The following is a 16,089-nucleotide window of genomic DNA, read 5'->3' as shown; positions in this document are numbered from 1 at the left end:
GTCATCGCGAGCAAGCTCGCTCCCACAGGGATGTTCGTGCCTTTAAGTTCGGCTTAGAACTTGTAACCCAACCCCACCATGTAGATGAACGGATCCACATCGACATTCACCTTGGCCCGGGTACCGCCCGCCACGGCGTTATTGTCCACATAGGCGGTGGTGTCGATGTCGATGTAGCGGATCTGGCCGTTGATCATGATGTTGTCGGTCAGCATGTAGTCGGCACCGACTTGCCAGGCCATGCCCCAGCTGTTTTTCGCCCGGAAGTTACTGAAGCCATTGGCGCTGGCTTCGCTGCCGACGTGTTCGTCGTAGATCCAGGTGTAGTTGATGCCGGCGCCGACATAAGGCTGGAACGCCGACTTGGCATCGAGGGGGTAGTAGACCAGGCTCAGGGTCGGCGGCAGGTGCTTGAGGCTGCCGAGCTTGCCATTGGCCGCGCCGAGGGCGGTGCCTTTGATTTTCACGTCGTGCTCGAACGGCGAGGCCGCCAGCAGTTCGATACCCCAATTGTTGGTCAGCATGTAAGCGAAGTTCAGGCCCAGTTGCGTGTCGCTGCTCATGGTCGCCTTGCCACCCAGGTCGGCGCCGGCCAGCGGGCCACGGTCGACCTTGACGCTGGAACTGTCGGCTTCCGGGTTGACGGTGATGGCACCGGCGCGAACGATGATGTCGCCGGCCGTATGGGCCTGGGCGAGCGGGGCAGCGAGGGCGAGGGCAACGAGGGAAGCGCTGAGCAAGGACTTGTGCATGGGGGCTCCAGAGGGCATCGAAATGTGATGTCCTATGGTACGAAGCCGTCTAGCCCGGTCTTTTGACACAGCTCAATGAGTCAGGGGGTGTTTAATTGACTCAGCTCAATAAAAGCGTTGATGAGAACACTTGAGGGCCCCATCGCGAGCAAGCTCGCTCCCACAGTTGATCGAGTTTCTTCAGAAGGAATCCGGTCGACTGTGGGAGCGGGCTTGCTCGCGAAAGCTATTTCAAAGGCGATACATAACCACCGGCTTCACTCCGGCAGCTCATACACATAAATCTTCTCGGCCTCCATCTGATACCCGGCATCGGCCAGCTCACTGGTAGACGGCTTGACCTGCATCGGTCCTTCGACCCAATACGGTTGGTACAGCTCGTCGAGCTTGACCCCCACTTCGCTTTTCACATGCACGATCTGGTTCGACGGCGGTGGCGGCACGTGGATGCAGGCGCCGAAATACGGCACCAGCAAGAAGTCGGTGGTGCGGCCTTCCTCGCTGACTTCCAGCGGCACGATGTAGCCCGGCAAACGAATCTTCTGGCCGTCGAGTTCCTTGACCACTGGCGCATTGGGCAAGTCCTGCTTGGCCGCCGGCGCGGACTCGGCGGCCAGGGCGTCGCTCATCTTCGACAAGTCGTGCAGCGGCGTCATGTTCGGCACTTCCGGCGGTGCATCCGGCGGGATCATTTCCGACCAGGCCAGGTCCCTCGGCTCGGCCGCCCACAGCGGCAGGGCGACCATCATCAACAGCGCGAGCAGGGCGCGGGGCATCTTCAAAGTCCTCATAGACGGATCGACAGGCCGTCGGCCAACGATTGGCGATAGGCGCGCCAGGCCGGCACGCTGCCCATCAGCAGGGCGGCGACCAGGATGCCAGCCAGCAGCGTCCATTCATATTCGCTCGGCCAGCCCAGCGGCAAGTACAAGCCGTAGGCCGACTGCACGTAACCCTGGGCGGCGGCGATGCCGATGTACAGCAACGCCAGCCCGGCGGTGACCCCGGCCAGCGCCAGGGCAAAGGCTTCGAGCACCAGCAGCGTCGCAATATGCCACGGCCGCGCGCCCACCGAACGCAGGATCGCCATTTCCCGGCGACGCTCGTTGAGGCTGGTGAGAATCGCCGTGAGCATGCCGATCAACCCGGTCAGGACCACGAACAGCGAAATCACGAACAGGGCTTTTTCCGCTGTGCCCATTAAACTCCACAGTTCCTGTAGCGCTACGCCCGGCAAGATCGCCAGCAGCGGCTCACCACGAAACTCATTGATCTCGCGTTGCAAGGCAAAGGTCGAAATCTTGCTGTTGAGGCCGAGCATGAACGCGGTGATCGCCTGGGGCGTGAGGTCCATGTTGCGGGCCTGGTCGGCACTGATGCGCCCATTGCCCTGGGCTGGCACGCCGTTTTTCCAGTCAATGTGGATCGCCTCCATGCCGCCGAGGCTGATGTGCAGCGTGCGGTCCACCGGCGTGCCGGTGCGCTTGAGGATCCCGACCACGGTGAAGGGCTTGTCGTCATGCTTGACCAGGCTGATCGCCGCCACGCCGTGGGCCAGCACCAGTTTGTCTCCCAACTTGTAGTGCAGCGCCTCGGCGACTTCGGCACCGAGCACCACTTCGAACGGATCGGTGGCGAACGCCCGGCCATCGGCCAGTTCCAGGTGTTGCTGGCGGCCGTACTGGTAATGCTCGAAGTAGGCCTCGGTGGTGCCCATCACCCGATAACCGCGGTGGGAATCGCCAAGGGACATGGGGATCGCCCACTTCACTTTCGGGTTATTGGCGAACTGCTCGAAGCTGTCCCAGCGGATGTTGTTGGTGGCGTTGCCGATGCGAAACACCGAATACAGCAGCAGGTTCACCGAACCGGAGCGGGCGCCGACGATCAGGTCGGTGCCGCTGATGGTGCTGGCGAAACTCGCCCGCGCCTCGGTGCGCACCCGTTCCACCGCCAGCAGCAGGCACACCGACAGGGCGATGGCGAATGCGGTGAGGATCGCGGTGAAGCGGCGGTTCGCCAGGCTGGCCATGGCTAGACGGAACAAATACATCTCAGACCTCGAGTGGCGTGGCGGCGCGATTGAGATCGGCCAGCGAGAGGTGGCGGTCGAACAGCGGCGCCAGGCTCTGGTCGTGGCTGACGAACAACAGGCTCGACCCGGCCTCGCGGCATTCAGCGAACAACAGCCGCAGGAAGTTTTCCCGGGCGTCGTAATCCAGGGCCGAAGTCGGTTCGTCGGCGATCACCAGTTCCGGTTGGCCGATCAATGCCCGGGCGGCGGCGACCCGTTGTTGCTGGCCGATGGACAGCGAGTCGGCGCGACGCTCCAACAGGTTCGGATCGGTCAAGCCCAGGTGGGCCAGCAGCGTGGCGGCGGCTTGATCGACACTGCCATGTCGCTGGGTGGCCCGCTGCGCACGGAGCTTGGAAAAGTGGCAGGGCAGCTCGACGTTCTCCCGTACCGAGAGAAACGGCAACAGATTGAACTGCTGAAAGATGTAGCCGGTATGGTCCACGCGAAAGCGGTCGCGGCGGCCGGCGCCCAGTTCGCTGAGTTCTTGGCCGAGCAGGCGAATGCTGCCGCGATCCGCCGTTTGCACCCCGCCCAGCAGCCCCAGCAGTGTGGTCTTGCCGCTGCCGCTCGGGCCCTTGAGGAACAAGGTTTCACCCGCTTCCAGGCGAAACGCCGGGATATCCAGCAAAGGCGGATGTCCGGGCCAACTGAAGCCCAGGTCGGAGAGTTCGATGAGTGCTTGGGTCATGTTTGCGCTTCAAAGTGGAACCTGCGGGGGACCTGTGGGAGCTGAGCTTGCTCGCGATGAGGCCATCACATTCAACTTGGATGTTGACTGTAGGACCGCTATCGCGAGCAAGCTTTGCTCCCACCAGGCTCGCCCCTACATGGGTTTTGCGGTGAATCAGAATTTCAGGGTTGGCGCCTTGGCCGTCACTTCCCCGCCCTGCTGGCCGCTCGGGCCGATCAGTTGCACCAGGATTTTCTGGGTGGCCGGGAAGATCTTGAACAGTGGCGCCAGGTCCAGATGGGTCAAGGAGCCAGGCGCGACGCAACGGAATTGGTAGTGGGCGTGGATTTCGCTGTGTTCGTGGTGCTCGTCGCCATCATCATCGGCATGCTCTTCGTGGTCCGGTTCGTCGCCGAACAGCGGGCTTTCCAGTTCCTGCTGCTCCAGGGTGCACTTGGCATCGGCCAGATTGATCAGCGCCGCGGGCTTCTCCAACTTCGCCCGGACAGCGGCCACCTTGGCTTTGTCGGCGTCACTGGTAGCGGCGTGTTCGAAGCCCACGAGGTTCATCGCCGGACTTTCCAGTTCCAACTCCAGGATCTCGCCGTCTAGTGAGGCGTTGAGGCGGGCGACACCGTGTTCGTGGGCCCCAAGGCTGCTGTGCTCATGGTCATGATCGTGTTCGACCGCCGCTTGAGCGACAACCAATGGCAGCAGGGCGAACGGCAAAGCGAGAAGCAGACGACGCATGACGAGTCTCCGAAAAAGTTATGTAATCTTATAACGAAAGTGCGGAGAGTTTGACCGTCTGCTTGGCGTCGCGCAAGGGCCATGGGAGCATGGGTACATGAAATATTCAGGAGCACGGTGATGTTGCGGATACGCGGAACCGTCGGCGAATGGCCGGTGGACTTGACGATCGAAATGGATGAGGGCGACTGGGCGCAGCTCGGCGCGCAGCTCGGCGCGCAGCTGCAAGTGGCCAAATCCGAAGGCACGACGGCACCGGCGGCCAAACCGGTTAACCCGGACGATGCCCAATGGCAGATCGCCAAGGAACTGCTGCGCAAGGCCGGGCAACTGAGCGGCCCAGACTTGCTGGAACAGCTCGAAGGCCTGACCGGCAGCGCCTCGGCGGGCAAGCGCCTGTTGGTGCGCTTGCGCCATAGCCCGGATGTAAAAGTCATCAGTGGCGGCGACACACCGCTCTATAGCTGGCACGAAACCGCGTAGGAGCTGTCGAGCGAAGCGAGGCTGCGATCTTTACCCTGACGCTTGAATCTCAAGCGAAAGATCAAAAGATCGTAGCCTTCGGCAGCTCCTACGGGTAGACGTCAGTACAACGCCGCGAACAACTTGCGCCGATAGGTCGTCACCAGCGGATGGTCGTTGCCCAGCAGTTCGAAAACCTGCAACAAGGTCTTGTGGGGCAGGCCTTCGCTGTAGCTGCGGTTACGCACGAACAGCTTGAGCAGCGCGTCGAGGGCCGCTTCGTACTGCTGGCGCGCCAGTTGCTGGATCGCCAATTGGTACACCGCTTCATCGTCTTGCGGGTCTTTTGCCAAGCGCGCCTTGAGGTCGGCGGCGTCCGGCAGGTGCTTGGCCAGGCCGAGGAACTGGATCTGCGCCTTGGCGCCGGCGAGGGCGGCCTTGTGTTCGTCGCTTTTCACTGCGTCGAGCACGGTCTGCGCTTCATCCAGCTCGCCGCGCTCGGTCAGGCAGCGGGCATACAGGATCAGGGCCTTGGCGTTGGTGTTGTCTTCACCCAGCAATACCGTGAGCACGGCTTCGGCGTCGGCGAAACGACCGTCGTCGAACAGCGCCTGGGCCTGTTCGAACGGATCGGCCGCAGCCGGTGGCGGCATCTGCACATGGGGCTCGAGCATCGCCCGCACCGCCGATTCCGGCTGGGCACCGGCAAAGCCGTCAACGGGCTGGCCGTCCTTGAACAACACCACCGTCGGCAGGCTGCGAATGCCGAAGCGGGCGACAATGTCTTGCTCGATGTCGCAGTTGACCTTGGCCAGCAGCAATTCACCCTGATAGCTCTCGGCAATGGTTTGCAGCATTGGCATCAGTGCCTTGCACGGCGCACACCATTCGGCCCAGAAATCCACCAGCACCGGTTTGTGGAAAGAGTTGGCGATCACCGACTGGTCGAAATCAGCGGTGGTGGCGTCGAAGATGTAGGGCGTTTCCTGAGTCATGGGCAATCTCGTAGAGCGCTTGAATGGGGCAACTATACGGCTTGGTGGGGGTGGCTGAAAGCCGGGAGGCCGTGAGAGGTGTATTGATTGAAAAGGCCTCATCGCGAGCAAGCTCGCTCCCACAGAGGGCGGTGTCCTGCGCAAAATATGGGAACACCATGAAACCCTGTGGGAGCGAGCTTGCTCGCGATGCTCTTGAGGCTAACGCCGCGCGTGGTACAGGCTTACATGCCGAAACTCCTCCGGCTCAGCCAAGTCCGGCAACGTCATGGCTTCAAGCATTTCGATGCGCCGGTACAGCGGATGCTGGAAATCCCGCACCCGGGAATCGGCCACCAACGCCTCGCGACCACGGCTGAGAAACTGGTCGAGCAGCGGCAGGTTGGCCCGATCGTAGAGCACATCGGCGACCAGGATCAGGTCGAAACGATCAGCCTCGGCAAAAAAGTCCGTCGAATAACCCAGCTTCACGCCATTGAGCGCGGCATTGGCCTGGCACGCGGCAATCGCCAGTGGGTCGAGGTCGCAGGCCACCACTTCCAGCGCCCCGGCCTTGACCGCCGCGATGCCCGCCACGCCGGAGCCGGCGCCGAAATCCAGTACCCGCTTGCCTTCGACCCACTGTGGCTGTTCGGCCAGATGGCGGGCCATTGCCAGGCCGCTGGCCCAGCAGAAACTCCAATAGGGCGGCTCGTGGAGAATGCGCCGGGTTTCTTCCGGGCTGAAGGCGCGGTCCATGTTGTCGCCGTCGATCAGCCACAACTTCAAGTCGGTGCCGGGTAGCGGACAAACCACCAGGCGTGCGTCGCCCAGCAACTCACCCAATGCGCGTTGCAGGTCCTGCGGTGCACTCATGGCGCTTTGACGAATTGCAGGGTGCCCAATGCCTGGGTGGTCGGTTGGCTGATGCGTTGCTCCGGCAAGTGCAAGATCAACTGGCCGGACTGGCTGGCGCGGCCACGCAGTTCCACGCGGGCGCCGACCGGGAAGGCTTGCGGGTTGAAGCGCAAGCGGAAGGGCAGGGCCTGGTTGGTGCCGATCAGGCTGGAGCTGGCCAGCAGTTGCTGTGGACGGTCCTTGTCATCGATCACCAACAGCGCCAGTTCCACCTCAGCGCCGGCCGGTACGCCTTGTAGGGTGCCGCTCAACTCGCGCTGATGCGCCGGCAGCGGCCCCAGTTCGGTGGCTTGCCGGGCCTTTTCCTGGGCCTGTTTCGGCGCGGGGGCCGGGGCGGGAGCGGCGGGCTTGGGGGCATCGCTGCTGCACGCCATCAGCAGGCTGAAAAAACTGAGCAAAACGAGCGATCGTAGCGGCATGTGTGGCTCCAGCAAGGTGAATTCCATGGATCTGACGGTAAGCCCGTCTGTATACCGTAAACCCTATGGCTTGTCTTGCCAGTGGGATGCGCTACCATGGCCCTCCCTTTTTTTGTTGCCTGCCACCATGCACTGTCCCTTCTGCGGTGCCAACGACACCAAGGTCATCGACTCGCGACTGGTCGCCGAGGGCGAACAAGTCCGCCGCCGCCGCGAATGCCTGGCTTGCGGCGAACGTTTCACGACGTTCGAGACCGCTGAACTGGTGTTGCCGCGCCTGATCAAAACCGACGGCAGCCGCCAGCCGTTCGACGAAGAAAAACTGCGCGCCGGCATGCAGCGCGCCTTGGAAAAACGCCCGGTGAGCGTCGAGCGCCTGGAAGCGGCGCTGGTGCACATCAAGCACAAGCTGCGGGCGACCGGCGAGCGCGAGGTCAAATCCTTGGTGGTCGGTGAGCTGGTGATGGCCGAGCTGCAGAAGCTCGATGAAGTCGCCTACATCCGTTTCGCCTCGGTGTACCGGCGCTTCCAGGACCTGAACGAGTTCCGCGAAGAAATCGACCGCCTGGCCCGCGAACCGGTGAAACAATGACCGTCTCGGCGCAGCAGGCCGTCCTCGACGCCCACTACATGGCCCGCGCCCTGGAGTTGGCGCGGCGCGGTCACTACACCACCCACCCCAACCCCCGGGTCGGTTGCGTGATCGTGCGTGACGGGCAGATTGTCGGCGAAGGCTGGCACATCCGCACTGGCGAGCCCCATGCCGAAGTCCATGCCCTGCGCGCTGCCGGCGACAGCGCCCGGGGTGCCACGGCCTACGTGACCCTCGAACCTTGCAGCCATCACGGGCGTACCCCGCCGTGTGCCGATGCGTTGATCAACGCCGGCGTGGCGCGGGTGGTGGCGGCGATGCAGGACCCGAACCCGGAAGTCGCCGGTCGGGGGCTGCAACGGCTGGCCCAGGCTGGTATTGCCACTGAAAGCGGCGTGTTGGAAGGCGAGGCGCGCCAGCTCAATCAGGGCTTCCTCAAACGCATGGAGCACGGCCTGCCGTTCGTGCGGGTCAAGCTCGCCATGAGTCTGGATGGCCGCACCGCCATGGAAAGTGGCGAAAGCCAATGGATCACCGGCCCGGCCGCACGCTCGGCGGTGCAACGCCTGCGGGCCCAGGCCAGCGTGGTGCTGACCGGCGCCGACACGGTGCTGGCGGATAACGCCCGGCTGACCGTGCGCGCCGATGAGCTGGGGCTCGATGCCGAGCAGACCGCGTTGGTCATGAGCCGTCCGCCGCTGCGGGTGCTGGTGGACGGGCGCCTGCGGGTGCCGCTGGATGCGGCGTTTTTCAAGGCCGGCCCGGCGCTGGTCGCTACCTGCATGGCGGTAGAGGAACAATACGCCAACGGTCCCGAATGCATGATCGTGGCGGGCGATGACGGCCAGGTCAATCTGCATCGGCTGCTGGTGGAGCTGGCGGGGCGGGGCGTCAACGAGGTGCTGGTGGAGGCCGGTCCGCGCCTGGCGGGGGCATTTGCCCGGCAGGGTCTGGTGGACGAGTTCCAGATTTTCATCGCCGGCAAGTTTCTCGGATCTACGGCGCGACCGTTGCTGGACTGGCCGCTGGCGCAGATGAAAGACGCCCCAGCGCTGAGAATCACTGAAATCCGCGCCGTGGGCGATGACTGGCGAGTCATCGCCGTTCCCGTTCCACCGGCCAGCGTATAATTCCCGGCTTTCGCTCACGCGACGGCCTGTTCTCGAGGAGGACTCCATGTTTACCGGCATCATCGAATCCATCGGCAGCATCCGTGCACTCACCCCCAAGGGCGGCGATGTACGGGTCTACGTCGAAACCGGCAAGCTCGACCTGAGCGACGTCAAGTTGGGCGACAGCATCGCGGTAAACGGCGTCTGCCTGACCGCCGTTGAACTGCCGGGCAACGGCTTCCTGGCGGACGTCAGCCGCGAAACCCTCGACTGCACGGCCATGAACGACCTCAAGAGCGGCAGCCCGGTCAACCTGGAAAAAGCCCTGACCCCCACTACTCGCCTGGGCGGGCACCTGGTCAGTGGACATGTGGACGGCGTCGGTGAAGTGGTTTCGCGCACGGATAACGCCCGGGCCGTGGAGTTTCGCATCCGCGCCCCGAAGGAACTGGCCAAGTACATCGCCCATAAAGGCTCGATCACCGTCGATGGCACCAGTCTGACGGTCAACGCGGTGGATGGCGCCGAATTCCTGCTGACGATCATTCCCCACACGTTGAGCGAAACCATCATGGCTTCGTACCGGCCAGGTCGCCGGGTCAACCTGGAAGTCGACTTGCTGGCCCGTTACCTGGAGCGCCTGCTTTTGGGCGACAAGGCCGCAGAGTCTGGCTCCCCACAAAAGCCGGGTAACATCACTGAAAGTTTTCTGGCCGCCAACGGCTACCTCAAATCCTGACCCAAGGGGGTGCCGCGTGGCGCTCAATAGCATCGAAGAACTGGTCGAAGACATCCGCCAAGGCAAGATGGTCATCCTCATGGATGACGAAGACCGCGAGAACGAAGGCGACCTGATCATGGCCGCCGAGTGCTGCAAGGCCGAACACATCAACTTCATGGCCAAGCACGCCCGTGGGCTGATCTGCATGCCGATGACCCGCGAGCGCTGCGAGCTGCTGAAGTTGCCGCTGATGGCTCCGCGCAACGGCTCCGGTTTCGGCACCAAGTTCACCGTGTCCATCGAGGCTGCCGAGGGCGTGACCACCGGTATCTCCGCCGCTGACCGCGCGCGCACCGTGCAAGCCGCCGCGGCGAAAGACGCCAAGGCCGAAGACATTGTCAGCCCCGGCCATATCTTCCCGCTGATGGCCCAGGCCGGCGGCACCCTGGCCCGCGCCGGTCACACCGAAGCGGCCTGCGACCTGGCGCGCATGGCCGGTTTCGAACCCAGCGGCGTGATCTGTGAAGTGATGAACGACGACGGCACCATGTCCCGTCGCGCAGAACTGGAAAACTTCGCCGCCGAACACAACATCAAGATCGGCACCATTGCCGACCTGATTCACTACCGGATGATCCACGAACGTACCGTTCAGCGGATTGCCGAACAGCCGCTGGACAGCGAACTGGGCCAGTTCAACCTGGTGACCTACCGCGACTCGGTGGAAGGCGACGTGCACATGGCGCTGACCCTGGGCACCGTGTGCGCCGACGAACCGACCCTGGTGCGCGTGCACAACATGGACCCGCTGCGCGACCTGCTGATGGTCAAGCAACCCGGCCGCTGGAGCCTGCGGGCCGCCATGGCCGCTGTGGCCGAGGCCGGCAGCGGCGTGGTGTTGCTGCTCGGCCACCCGCTCGATGGCGACGTGCTGCTGGCGCACATCCGCGAAACCGCCGACCAGGCAGCGGTAAAAAAACCGACCACCTACAGCATCGTCGGTGCCGGTTCGCAGATCCTGCGTGACCTGGGCGTGCGCAAAATGCGCCTGATGAGCGCACCGATGAAATTTAATGCGATATCCGGTTTCGATCTGGAAGTTGTAGAATACGTGCCCTCCGAATAATGGCCCGGAGATTTCGGCATTGTTGTCCACTTAAGGCTGGTTAGATTCATCGTGGCGAGGGAGCTTGCTCCCGCTTGGGTGCGCAGCACCCACAATAGGGCCGCTGCGCAGCACCCACAATATGGGCCGCTTCGCAGCCCAGCGGGAGCAAGCTCCCTCGCCACAAAAGCTTGAAAATGAACAGCATGTTGGGATTTCCGAAGCTGTATTCGTGGCTAATATCACTGAAGGGGCGCGTATAGAACGCGCTCTGGCTCTTTAAGAGATCTGACGAATGACCCTGAAGACCATCGAAGGTACCTTCATCGCCCCCAAAGGCCGCTACGCTCTGGTAGTGGGCCGTTTCAACAGTTTCGTGGTCGAGAGCCTGGTTGGCGGTGCGGTCGATGCCCTGGTTCGCCATGGCGTGAGCGAAAGCGACATCACCATCATCCGCGCCCCTGGCGCCTTCGAAATTCCGCTGGTTGCGCAGAAAGTCGCTCAAAAGGGCGAATATGCGGCGATCATCGCCCTGGGCGCGGTCATTCGTGGCGGTACTCCGCACTTCGAATACGTGGCTGGCGAATGCACCAAGGGCCTGGCCCAGGTGTCCATGGAATTCGGCGTGCCGGTCGCTTTCGGCGTGCTGACCGTTGATTCCATCGAGCAAGCCATCGAACGTTCCGGCACCAAGGCCGGTAACAAAGGCGCCGAAGCTGCCCTGTCCGCCCTGGAAATGGTCAGCCTGCTGGCGCAGTTGGAGGCCAAGTGATTAGCGACGAAAGCGATCGTTTCAACCCGCGCGATCCAAAGCCTGCAGACGCCGGCAAGCCATCGAAAAGCGTCAAGCGTCGCGAAGCCCGTCAGCTCGCGACCCAGGCGCTGTATCAATGGCACATGGCCAAGCAATCGCTGAACGAGATCGAAGCGCAGTTTCGGGTCGATAACGATTTCAGTGATGTCGACGGGGCTTATTTCCGCGAGATCCTCCACGGCGTGCCGGCCCACAAGACCGAGATCGACATCGCCCTGGCCCCTTGCCTGGACCTGACCATCGAAGAGCTGGACCCGGTTGAACTGGCGGTGTTGCGCCTGTCCACCTGGGAACTGATGCAGCGCGTCGACGTCCCGTACCGTGTGGTGATCAACGAAGGGATCGAACTGGCAAAAGTCTTCGGTTCCACCGATGGCCACAAGTTCGTCAACGGCGTGCTCGACAAGCTGGCCCCACGTCTGCGTGAAGCTGAAGTGAAGGCGTTCAAGCGCTAGTCAGCGCTTGATATCCGCATGGGTGAGTTCGAGCTGATCCGTAATTACTTCGCCGCCGCGCCGTGCGCGCAGGGCGGCGAGGGCGTTGCACTGGGGATCGGCGACGACTGTGCCCTGCTGGCCGTTCCTCCGGGGGAACAGTTGGCGGTCTCCACCGACACGCTCGTGGCCGGTGTGCATTTTCCAGACCCGTGCGACCCGTTCCTGCTCGGCCAGCGCTCGCTGGCCGTGGCGGTCAGCGACCTGGCCGCCATGGGCGCCAAGCCTTTGGCCTTTACCCTTGCCCTGACCTTGCCGACGGTGACCGCCGATTGGCTGCAAGCCTATGCCTGCGGTTTGAACCAGATGGCCCAGGCCTGTGGCGTGGCGCTGGTGGGAGGGGACACCACCCGTGGGCCGCTGAGCCTGACCCTGACCGTGTTCGGCCATGTGCCGTCCGGCCAGGCCCTGACCCGCAGCGGCGCGCAACCCGGCGACCTGCTGTGTGTCGGCGGCGAGCTGGGCAATGCCGCCGGTGCCTTGCCGTTGGTGCTCGGCCAGCGTCGCGCCGAACCTGCGCTTGCCGAATCGCTGCTGGCTCATTATTGGTCGCCGCGACCCCAAGTCGCCTTGGGCCTGGCGTTGCGGGGCAAGGCCAGCGCGGCGATGGACATTTCCGATGGCCTGCTGGCTGATTGCGGGCATATCGCCTTGGCGTCCGGGGTGGCATTACAGGTTGAACGTGACCGACTGCCGCTGTCCAACGCTCTGGTAACGTTTTTTGGTCGTACGGAGGCCACGCAGGCCGCCCTGAGCGGCGGTGACGATTACGTGCTGTTGTTCGCCGTGCCACCGAGCCGATTGTCGGCGTTGCAGGCCGAAGGCTGGCCGATCCACGTGATCGGCAGCGTGCTGGCCGGGCAGGGCGTCACGCTGGTCGACAGCGGCGGGCACGACATCACCCCGCAAATACGGGGCTATCAACATTTTCGGGAGACACCGTGACAGATCATCCCAACCAGGTCCCGGCAGAGTTCGTTCCGCCTTCGGTCTGGCGCAATCCTTGGCATTTCCTGGCATTTGGCTTCGGTTCGGGCACTTTGCCGAAAGCACCGGGCACCTGGGGCTCGCTGGTTGCGCTACCCTTCATACCGTTGTGGCAGATGTTGCCGGACTGGGGCTACTGGTTGATGCTCGGCATCACCATGCTGTTTGGCTTCTGGCTGTGTGGCAAAGTGGCGGACGACCTGCGGGTGCACGATCATGAAGGCATCGTCTGGGACGAAATGGTCGGCATGTGGATCACCTTGTGGCTGGTACCGGAAGGTTGGTATTGGTTGCTGACGGGTTTTCTGGTGTTCCGTTTCTTCGATATCCTCAAGCCATGGCCGATCCGCTGGATCGACCGGCATGTGCACGGAGGTGTCGGAATCATGCTCGATGATGTATTGGCCGGGGTTTTCGCCTGGCTGGCAATGCAAGGATTGGTGTGGAGTTTCACCTGAAGGAGCCAGGCATGGGCGTAAGCCGCGCACTACTGCTGTTGCTGTGTTTAGGGGCCTGTGTGGGGGCAGGGGCGGCCGAGTCGGCGCCATTGCCCGATAAGGTCCGCGCGGCCAGCGAGGAGTGGGCCGATTACACCCAGGCCGATGGCCAGGGCATGGGCTGGGACATCTTGCGCGCGGTGTTCGAGCCTGAAGGCATCAAGCTGGAAATCCGCAGCGTGCCCTACACCCGCTCGATCGGGTTGGTGCAGCGCGGCGAGGTCGATGTGCAGGTCGGCGCCTATCGGGATGAGTCCGAAGGCGTGCTCTACCCGAAGTGGCACTACGACGTCGATCACATCTATGCCCTGGGGCTGGCCTCCAAACCGACGCCCACCCTGGCGACGATTGGCAGCTATCGGCTGGTATGGATGCGCGGGTACGAATACAACAACTACCTGCCCAACATCCGGCGTTTCAATGAGATCCACCGGTCGGTGGGGATCTTGCCGATGCTGATTCATGAGCGAGCGGATTTTTACATCGATGCGTCAATGGAAATCGAGGAAGTGCTGGCCAAGGCCGAGGATCCCAAGCAATTCAAGCTCTCGCCGCTGATCAACTTGCCGCTGTACCTGGGCTTCGCCAACAATGAAAACGGGCGTACGTTGCGTGCACTGTTCGACCGACGCATGGAAGTGCTGGTGAAGGGCGGTCAGTTGAAACCGATTTTCGAACACTGGAAGCAACCCTATCCCTTTGATGAGCACGGCAAGCCACCGAAGCCGTAATCAAACTTATCGATGATCATCAGCGATAATTCAGCCTAAGCGTCGGTCGGATCGTGCTGTTACAATGCCCGCCTCTGCGAATCTCCAGTACTAGATCAGGAGCACACCGGTGCCTGTCGTTTTTGTTGCCGCTTCCAAGCTGCCAACGCCCTTTGCGCAATTCACCATGCATGGTTTTCTCGATGAAGCCACCGGCCGCGAGCACGTCGTGTTGAGCCTGGGTGATTTCGCCGACGGTAGCCCGGTACTCGGCCGCCTGCATTCCGAATGCCTGACCGGCGACGCCCTGTTCAGCCAGCGCTGCGATTGCGGTTCGCAACTCGAGGCCGCGCTGCAGGCCATCGCTCGCGAAGGCCGTGGCGTGTTGCTGTACCTACGCCAAGAAGGCCGTGGCATTGGCCTGCTGAACAAGATCCGCGCCTATGAGCTGCAAGATGGCGGCGCCGATACCGTGGAAGCCAACGAACGCCTGGGCTTTGCCGCCGACCTGCGTGACTACAGCATCTGCCTGCCGATGCTGGAGCATCTGGGCGTGAAGTCGTTGCGCTTGATGACCAACAATCCACGCAAGGTCAAGGCGTTGACCGACATGGGCATCGTGGTGGCCGAGCGTGTGCCGCTGCACACCGGTCACAACCCCCACAACAAACTCTACCTGGCGACCAAGGCCAGCAAGCTCGACCACATGATGGGTAACGAGCACCAAGGCGAGGTTGACCGGGCGTGACGCGCGGTCAGGTCCGGCGGCGGCTGTCGGTCAGTTGGTGGAAATACCTGGCCCTGGCCTTGCTGCCACTGTTTGTGATCAATGCGGTGTTCGGCCAGGGCGAAGCGATTCTGCCGGTGCTGGCGATGCCGTTGTTCATTGCTGGCGTGGCATCGATGTTTGTCAGCCTGCGATTCTTCGGGCCGTATAAACAGGCCTTGATCGCCACCCAGAAAGCCCTCGACACCCCCGAAGAACCACAGGCCTGGATCGACCTGGCGGCCCGTCGCCGCGCCGCCTTCCTGGTGGCTGGGCTGCCGGCCTGGGTCGGCGCCCTGGCGGTGTTCGTGGGCCTGGAAGCGGTGCCGTTGATGCTGCTGGCGTTGTCGACCACCGTGTTGTTCTACCTGTACCGCATCCCGCGTCAACTCGGCTGATGAGCCGCTGGCTGGCGGTCTTGCTGCTGGCCGTCAGCGCCTCGACGATGGCGACCACGCGGGTGGTCAGTCTCGCACCGTCGCTGTCGGAGATCGTCGTTGAACTGGGTTCCGCCGACCTGTTGGTGGGTGTGCTGGATGGCGGTGATCGCCCGCCGGCGCTCAAGGACCTGCCCTCGGTAGGCCGTTACGGGCAACTGGACATGGAGCGCTTGCTCAGCCTCAAGCCCGATCTGCTCCTGCTCTGGCCTGGCAGCGTCGGCCCGGCCCAGCGCGAGCAACTCAACGGCCTGGGCATCCCCATCCATGTCGCCGAGCCCCGCAGCCTCGACCAACTCATTACCCAAATCGAAGCCATCGCCAACCAGCTCGGCCGCCCGGACCGGGGCATGCAACGAGCGGCGCAGTTGCGCGTGCGGCTTGAGGCGTTACGCCAGCGCTATCGACGGGACCCGCTGTTGCCGGTGTTCTACCAGGTCTGGGACCGGCCGCTGTACACCGTTGGTGGCGGGCAGATCATCAGCGATGCGCTGACGGTGTGCGGGGCGCGCAACGTTTTTGCCGACCTGAGCCTGCCGGCACCGCAGGTGAGTGTGGAAGCGGTGCTGCAACGCAACCCGCAAGTCATCCTGGCCACGGAACAAGCGCAGCTCGATGCCTGGAAAGCCTGGCCGGTGGCGCAGGGGCGGTTGTTGTTGGTCAATGACAAGGGCCTGGAGCGGCCCAGCGGGCAGATGATCGAGGCCACGGCACGGTTGTGCGAGTTGATTGCGCCAGACAGGTAGACCGCGGCGCGCCCTTCGCGAGCAAGCCCGCTCCCACAGTTGGAATGCGTACCCTGTGGGAGCGGGCTTGCTCGCGAAGAGGCCCG

Annotated in this window: 21 protein-coding genes; 13 read left to right on the top strand and 8 right to left on the bottom strand. The window is 63.0% G+C overall.

The features are described 5' to 3' along the window. Positions 1-53: 53 nt before the first annotated feature. The 5 genes from PSH84_RS25315 to PSH84_RS25295 all read right to left on the bottom strand — a co-directional run bounded on the left by PSH84_RS25315 (position 54) and on the right by PSH84_RS25295 (position 4,249). Positions 54-752 (bottom strand): OmpW/AlkL family protein, encoded by a 699-nt coding sequence (locus tag PSH84_RS25315; RefSeq protein ID WP_122566167.1) that lies wholly within the window; start codon positions 750-752, stop codon positions 54-56. A 257-nt stretch (positions 753-1,009) separates the two neighbouring features. Beyond that, positions 1,010-1,528 carry a DUF3299 domain-containing protein gene (locus PSH84_RS25310; RefSeq protein ID WP_305468648.1) on the bottom strand — a complete coding sequence of 173 codons (519 nt, stop codon included), beginning with the start codon at positions 1,526-1,528 and terminating at the stop codon, positions 1,010-1,012. An 11-nt stretch (positions 1,529-1,539) separates the two neighbouring features. After that, a complete protein-coding gene (locus PSH84_RS25305) occupies positions 1,540-2,805 on the bottom strand; it encodes an ABC transporter permease (protein WP_053125828.1) in 1,266 nt (421 codons plus the stop codon). Between the two features lies 1 nt (position 2,806). Next, on the bottom strand, positions 2,807-3,517 hold the full coding sequence (locus PSH84_RS25300) for an ABC transporter ATP-binding protein (protein WP_122566169.1): 711 nt from the start codon (positions 3,515-3,517) through the stop codon (positions 2,807-2,809). Positions 3,518-3,673: 156 nt separating this feature from the next. After that, on the bottom strand, positions 3,674-4,249 hold the full coding sequence (locus tag PSH84_RS25295; protein WP_122566170.1) for a DUF2796 domain-containing protein: 576 nt from the start codon (positions 4,247-4,249) through the stop codon (positions 3,674-3,676). A gap of 120 nt (positions 4,250-4,369) precedes the next feature. On the opposite strand from PSH84_RS25295, the gene PSH84_RS25290 reads away from it, so the two are divergent. Then, positions 4,370-4,732 (top strand): hypothetical protein, encoded by a 363-nt coding sequence (locus PSH84_RS25290; RefSeq protein WP_305481967.1) that lies wholly within the window; start codon positions 4,370-4,372, stop codon positions 4,730-4,732. A gap of 101 nt (positions 4,733-4,833) precedes the next feature. On the opposite strand, the gene trxA is transcribed toward PSH84_RS25290, so the two are convergent. From trxA to PSH84_RS25275, 3 genes are all read right to left on the bottom strand, one after another. Then, on the bottom strand, positions 4,834-5,706 hold the full coding sequence (trxA, locus tag PSH84_RS25285) for a thioredoxin (protein WP_122566172.1): 873 nt from the start codon (positions 5,704-5,706) through the stop codon (positions 4,834-4,836). A gap of 201 nt (positions 5,707-5,907) precedes the next feature. After that, a complete protein-coding gene (locus tag PSH84_RS25280; protein ID WP_305468647.1) occupies positions 5,908-6,561 on the bottom strand; it encodes a class I SAM-dependent methyltransferase in 654 nt (217 codons plus the stop codon). Beyond that, a complete protein-coding gene (locus PSH84_RS25275) occupies positions 6,558-7,022 on the bottom strand; it encodes a YbaY family lipoprotein (protein WP_305468646.1) in 465 nt (154 codons plus the stop codon). The genes PSH84_RS25280 and PSH84_RS25275 overlap by 4 nt, the downstream gene beginning before the upstream one ends. 127 nt (positions 7,023-7,149) lie before the next feature. On the opposite strand from PSH84_RS25275, the gene nrdR reads away from it, so the two are divergent. The 12 genes from nrdR (at position 7,150) to PSH84_RS25215 (ending at position 16,003) form a co-directional block, all read left to right on the top strand. Beyond that, a complete protein-coding gene (nrdR, locus tag PSH84_RS25270; protein ID WP_163006734.1) occupies positions 7,150-7,614 on the top strand; it encodes a transcriptional regulator NrdR in 465 nt (154 codons plus the stop codon). Beyond that, positions 7,611-8,744 (top strand): bifunctional diaminohydroxyphosphoribosylaminopyrimidine deaminase/5-amino-6-(5-phosphoribosylamino)uracil reductase RibD, encoded by a 1,134-nt coding sequence (gene ribD / locus PSH84_RS25265; RefSeq protein WP_305481966.1) that lies wholly within the window; start codon positions 7,611-7,613, stop codon positions 8,742-8,744. Before nrdR ends, ribD begins: the two co-directional genes overlap by 4 nt. A 46-nt stretch (positions 8,745-8,790) precedes the next feature. Further along, the gene (locus PSH84_RS25260; protein ID WP_122566175.1) at positions 8,791-9,465 is read left to right on the top strand and encodes a riboflavin synthase; all 675 of its coding nucleotides are present in this window, start codon (positions 8,791-8,793) and stop codon (positions 9,463-9,465) included. 16 nt (positions 9,466-9,481) lie between these two features. Next, a complete protein-coding gene (gene ribBA / locus PSH84_RS25255) occupies positions 9,482-10,573 on the top strand; it encodes a bifunctional 3,4-dihydroxy-2-butanone-4-phosphate synthase/GTP cyclohydrolase II (protein WP_122566176.1) in 1,092 nt (363 codons plus the stop codon). Between the two features lie 274 nt (positions 10,574-10,847). Further along, a complete protein-coding gene (gene ribH, locus PSH84_RS25250) occupies positions 10,848-11,324 on the top strand; it encodes a 6,7-dimethyl-8-ribityllumazine synthase (RefSeq protein ID WP_003206025.1) in 477 nt (158 codons plus the stop codon). Beyond that, entirely contained in the window at positions 11,321-11,821 is a 501-nt protein-coding gene (gene nusB / locus PSH84_RS25245; RefSeq protein WP_047229742.1) for a transcription antitermination factor NusB, read from the top strand. Before ribH ends, nusB begins: the two co-directional genes overlap by 4 nt. An 18-nt stretch (positions 11,822-11,839) precedes the next feature. Beyond that, on the top strand, positions 11,840-12,805 hold the full coding sequence (thiL, locus tag PSH84_RS25240) for a thiamine-phosphate kinase (RefSeq protein ID WP_305481965.1): 966 nt from the start codon (positions 11,840-11,842) through the stop codon (positions 12,803-12,805). Continuing rightward, the gene (locus PSH84_RS25235; RefSeq protein WP_122566178.1) at positions 12,802-13,305 is read left to right on the top strand and encodes a phosphatidylglycerophosphatase A family protein; all 504 of its coding nucleotides are present in this window, start codon (positions 12,802-12,804) and stop codon (positions 13,303-13,305) included. The genes thiL and PSH84_RS25235 overlap by 4 nt, the downstream gene beginning before the upstream one ends. Positions 13,306-13,316: 11 nt before the next feature. After that, on the top strand, positions 13,317-14,075 hold the full coding sequence (locus PSH84_RS25230) for a substrate-binding periplasmic protein (protein ID WP_305481964.1): 759 nt from the start codon (positions 13,317-13,319) through the stop codon (positions 14,073-14,075). A gap of 109 nt (positions 14,076-14,184) precedes the next feature. Then, positions 14,185-14,802, top strand: coding sequence for a GTP cyclohydrolase II (gene ribA / locus PSH84_RS25225; protein ID WP_014340439.1), 618 nt, complete (start codon positions 14,185-14,187; stop codon positions 14,800-14,802). Continuing rightward, positions 14,799-15,218 carry an MFS transporter gene (locus tag PSH84_RS25220; RefSeq protein WP_305468642.1) on the top strand — a complete coding sequence of 140 codons (420 nt, stop codon included), beginning with the start codon at positions 14,799-14,801 and terminating at the stop codon, positions 15,216-15,218. The genes ribA and PSH84_RS25220 overlap by 4 nt, the downstream gene beginning before the upstream one ends. Then, complete coding sequence (locus PSH84_RS25215) at positions 15,218-16,003, top strand: cobalamin-binding protein (RefSeq protein WP_439800543.1); 786 nt, start codon at positions 15,218-15,220, stop codon at positions 16,001-16,003. The genes PSH84_RS25220 and PSH84_RS25215 overlap by 1 nt, the downstream gene beginning before the upstream one ends. Positions 16,004-16,089 lie beyond the last annotated feature (86 nt).

This window comes from Pseudomonas beijingensis (assembly GCF_030687295.1).
GTDB lineage: Bacteria > Pseudomonadota > Gammaproteobacteria > Pseudomonadales > Pseudomonadaceae > Aquipseudomonas > Aquipseudomonas beijingensis.
This window is presented reverse-complemented; position numbering and strand designations above follow the sequence as displayed.

Coding starts and splice junctions, on each gene's coding strand:
- PSH84_RS25315 (WP_122566167.1), bottom strand. CDS start 752: ATGCACAAGTCCTTGCTCAGCGCTTCCCTCGTTGCCCTCGCCCTCGCT.
- PSH84_RS25310 (WP_305468648.1), bottom strand. CDS start 1,528: ATGCCCCGCGCCCTGCTCGCGCTGTTGATGATGGTCGCCCTGCCGCTG.
- PSH84_RS25305 (WP_053125828.1), bottom strand. CDS start 2,805: ATGTATTTGTTCCGTCTAGCCATGGCCAGCCTGGCGAACCGCCGCTTC.
- PSH84_RS25300 (WP_122566169.1), bottom strand. CDS start 3,517: ATGACCCAAGCACTCATCGAACTCTCCGACCTGGGCTTCAGTTGGCCC.
- PSH84_RS25295 (WP_122566170.1), bottom strand. CDS start 4,249: ATGCGTCGTCTGCTTCTCGCTTTGCCGTTCGCCCTGCTGCCATTGGTT.
- PSH84_RS25290 (WP_305481967.1), top strand. CDS start 4,370: ATGTTGCGGATACGCGGAACCGTCGGCGAATGGCCGGTGGACTTGACG.
- trxA (WP_122566172.1), bottom strand. CDS start 5,706: ATGACTCAGGAAACGCCCTACATCTTCGACGCCACCACCGCTGATTTC.
- PSH84_RS25280 (WP_305468647.1), bottom strand. CDS start 6,561: ATGAGTGCACCGCAGGACCTGCAACGCGCATTGGGTGAGTTGCTGGGC.
- PSH84_RS25275 (WP_305468646.1), bottom strand. CDS start 7,022: ATGCCGCTACGATCGCTCGTTTTGCTCAGTTTTTTCAGCCTGCTGATG.
- nrdR (WP_163006734.1), top strand. CDS start 7,150: ATGCACTGTCCCTTCTGCGGTGCCAACGACACCAAGGTCATCGACTCG.
- ribD (WP_305481966.1), top strand. CDS start 7,611: ATGACCGTCTCGGCGCAGCAGGCCGTCCTCGACGCCCACTACATGGCC.
- PSH84_RS25260 (WP_122566175.1), top strand. CDS start 8,791: ATGTTTACCGGCATCATCGAATCCATCGGCAGCATCCGTGCACTCACC.
- ribH (WP_003206025.1), top strand. CDS start 10,848: ATGACCCTGAAGACCATCGAAGGTACCTTCATCGCCCCCAAAGGCCGC.
- thiL (WP_305481965.1), top strand. CDS start 11,840: ATGGGTGAGTTCGAGCTGATCCGTAATTACTTCGCCGCCGCGCCGTGC.
- PSH84_RS25230 (WP_305481964.1), top strand. CDS start 13,317: ATGGGCGTAAGCCGCGCACTACTGCTGTTGCTGTGTTTAGGGGCCTGT.
- PSH84_RS25215 (WP_439800543.1), top strand. CDS start 15,218: ATGAGCCGCTGGCTGGCGGTCTTGCTGCTGGCCGTCAGCGCCTCGACG.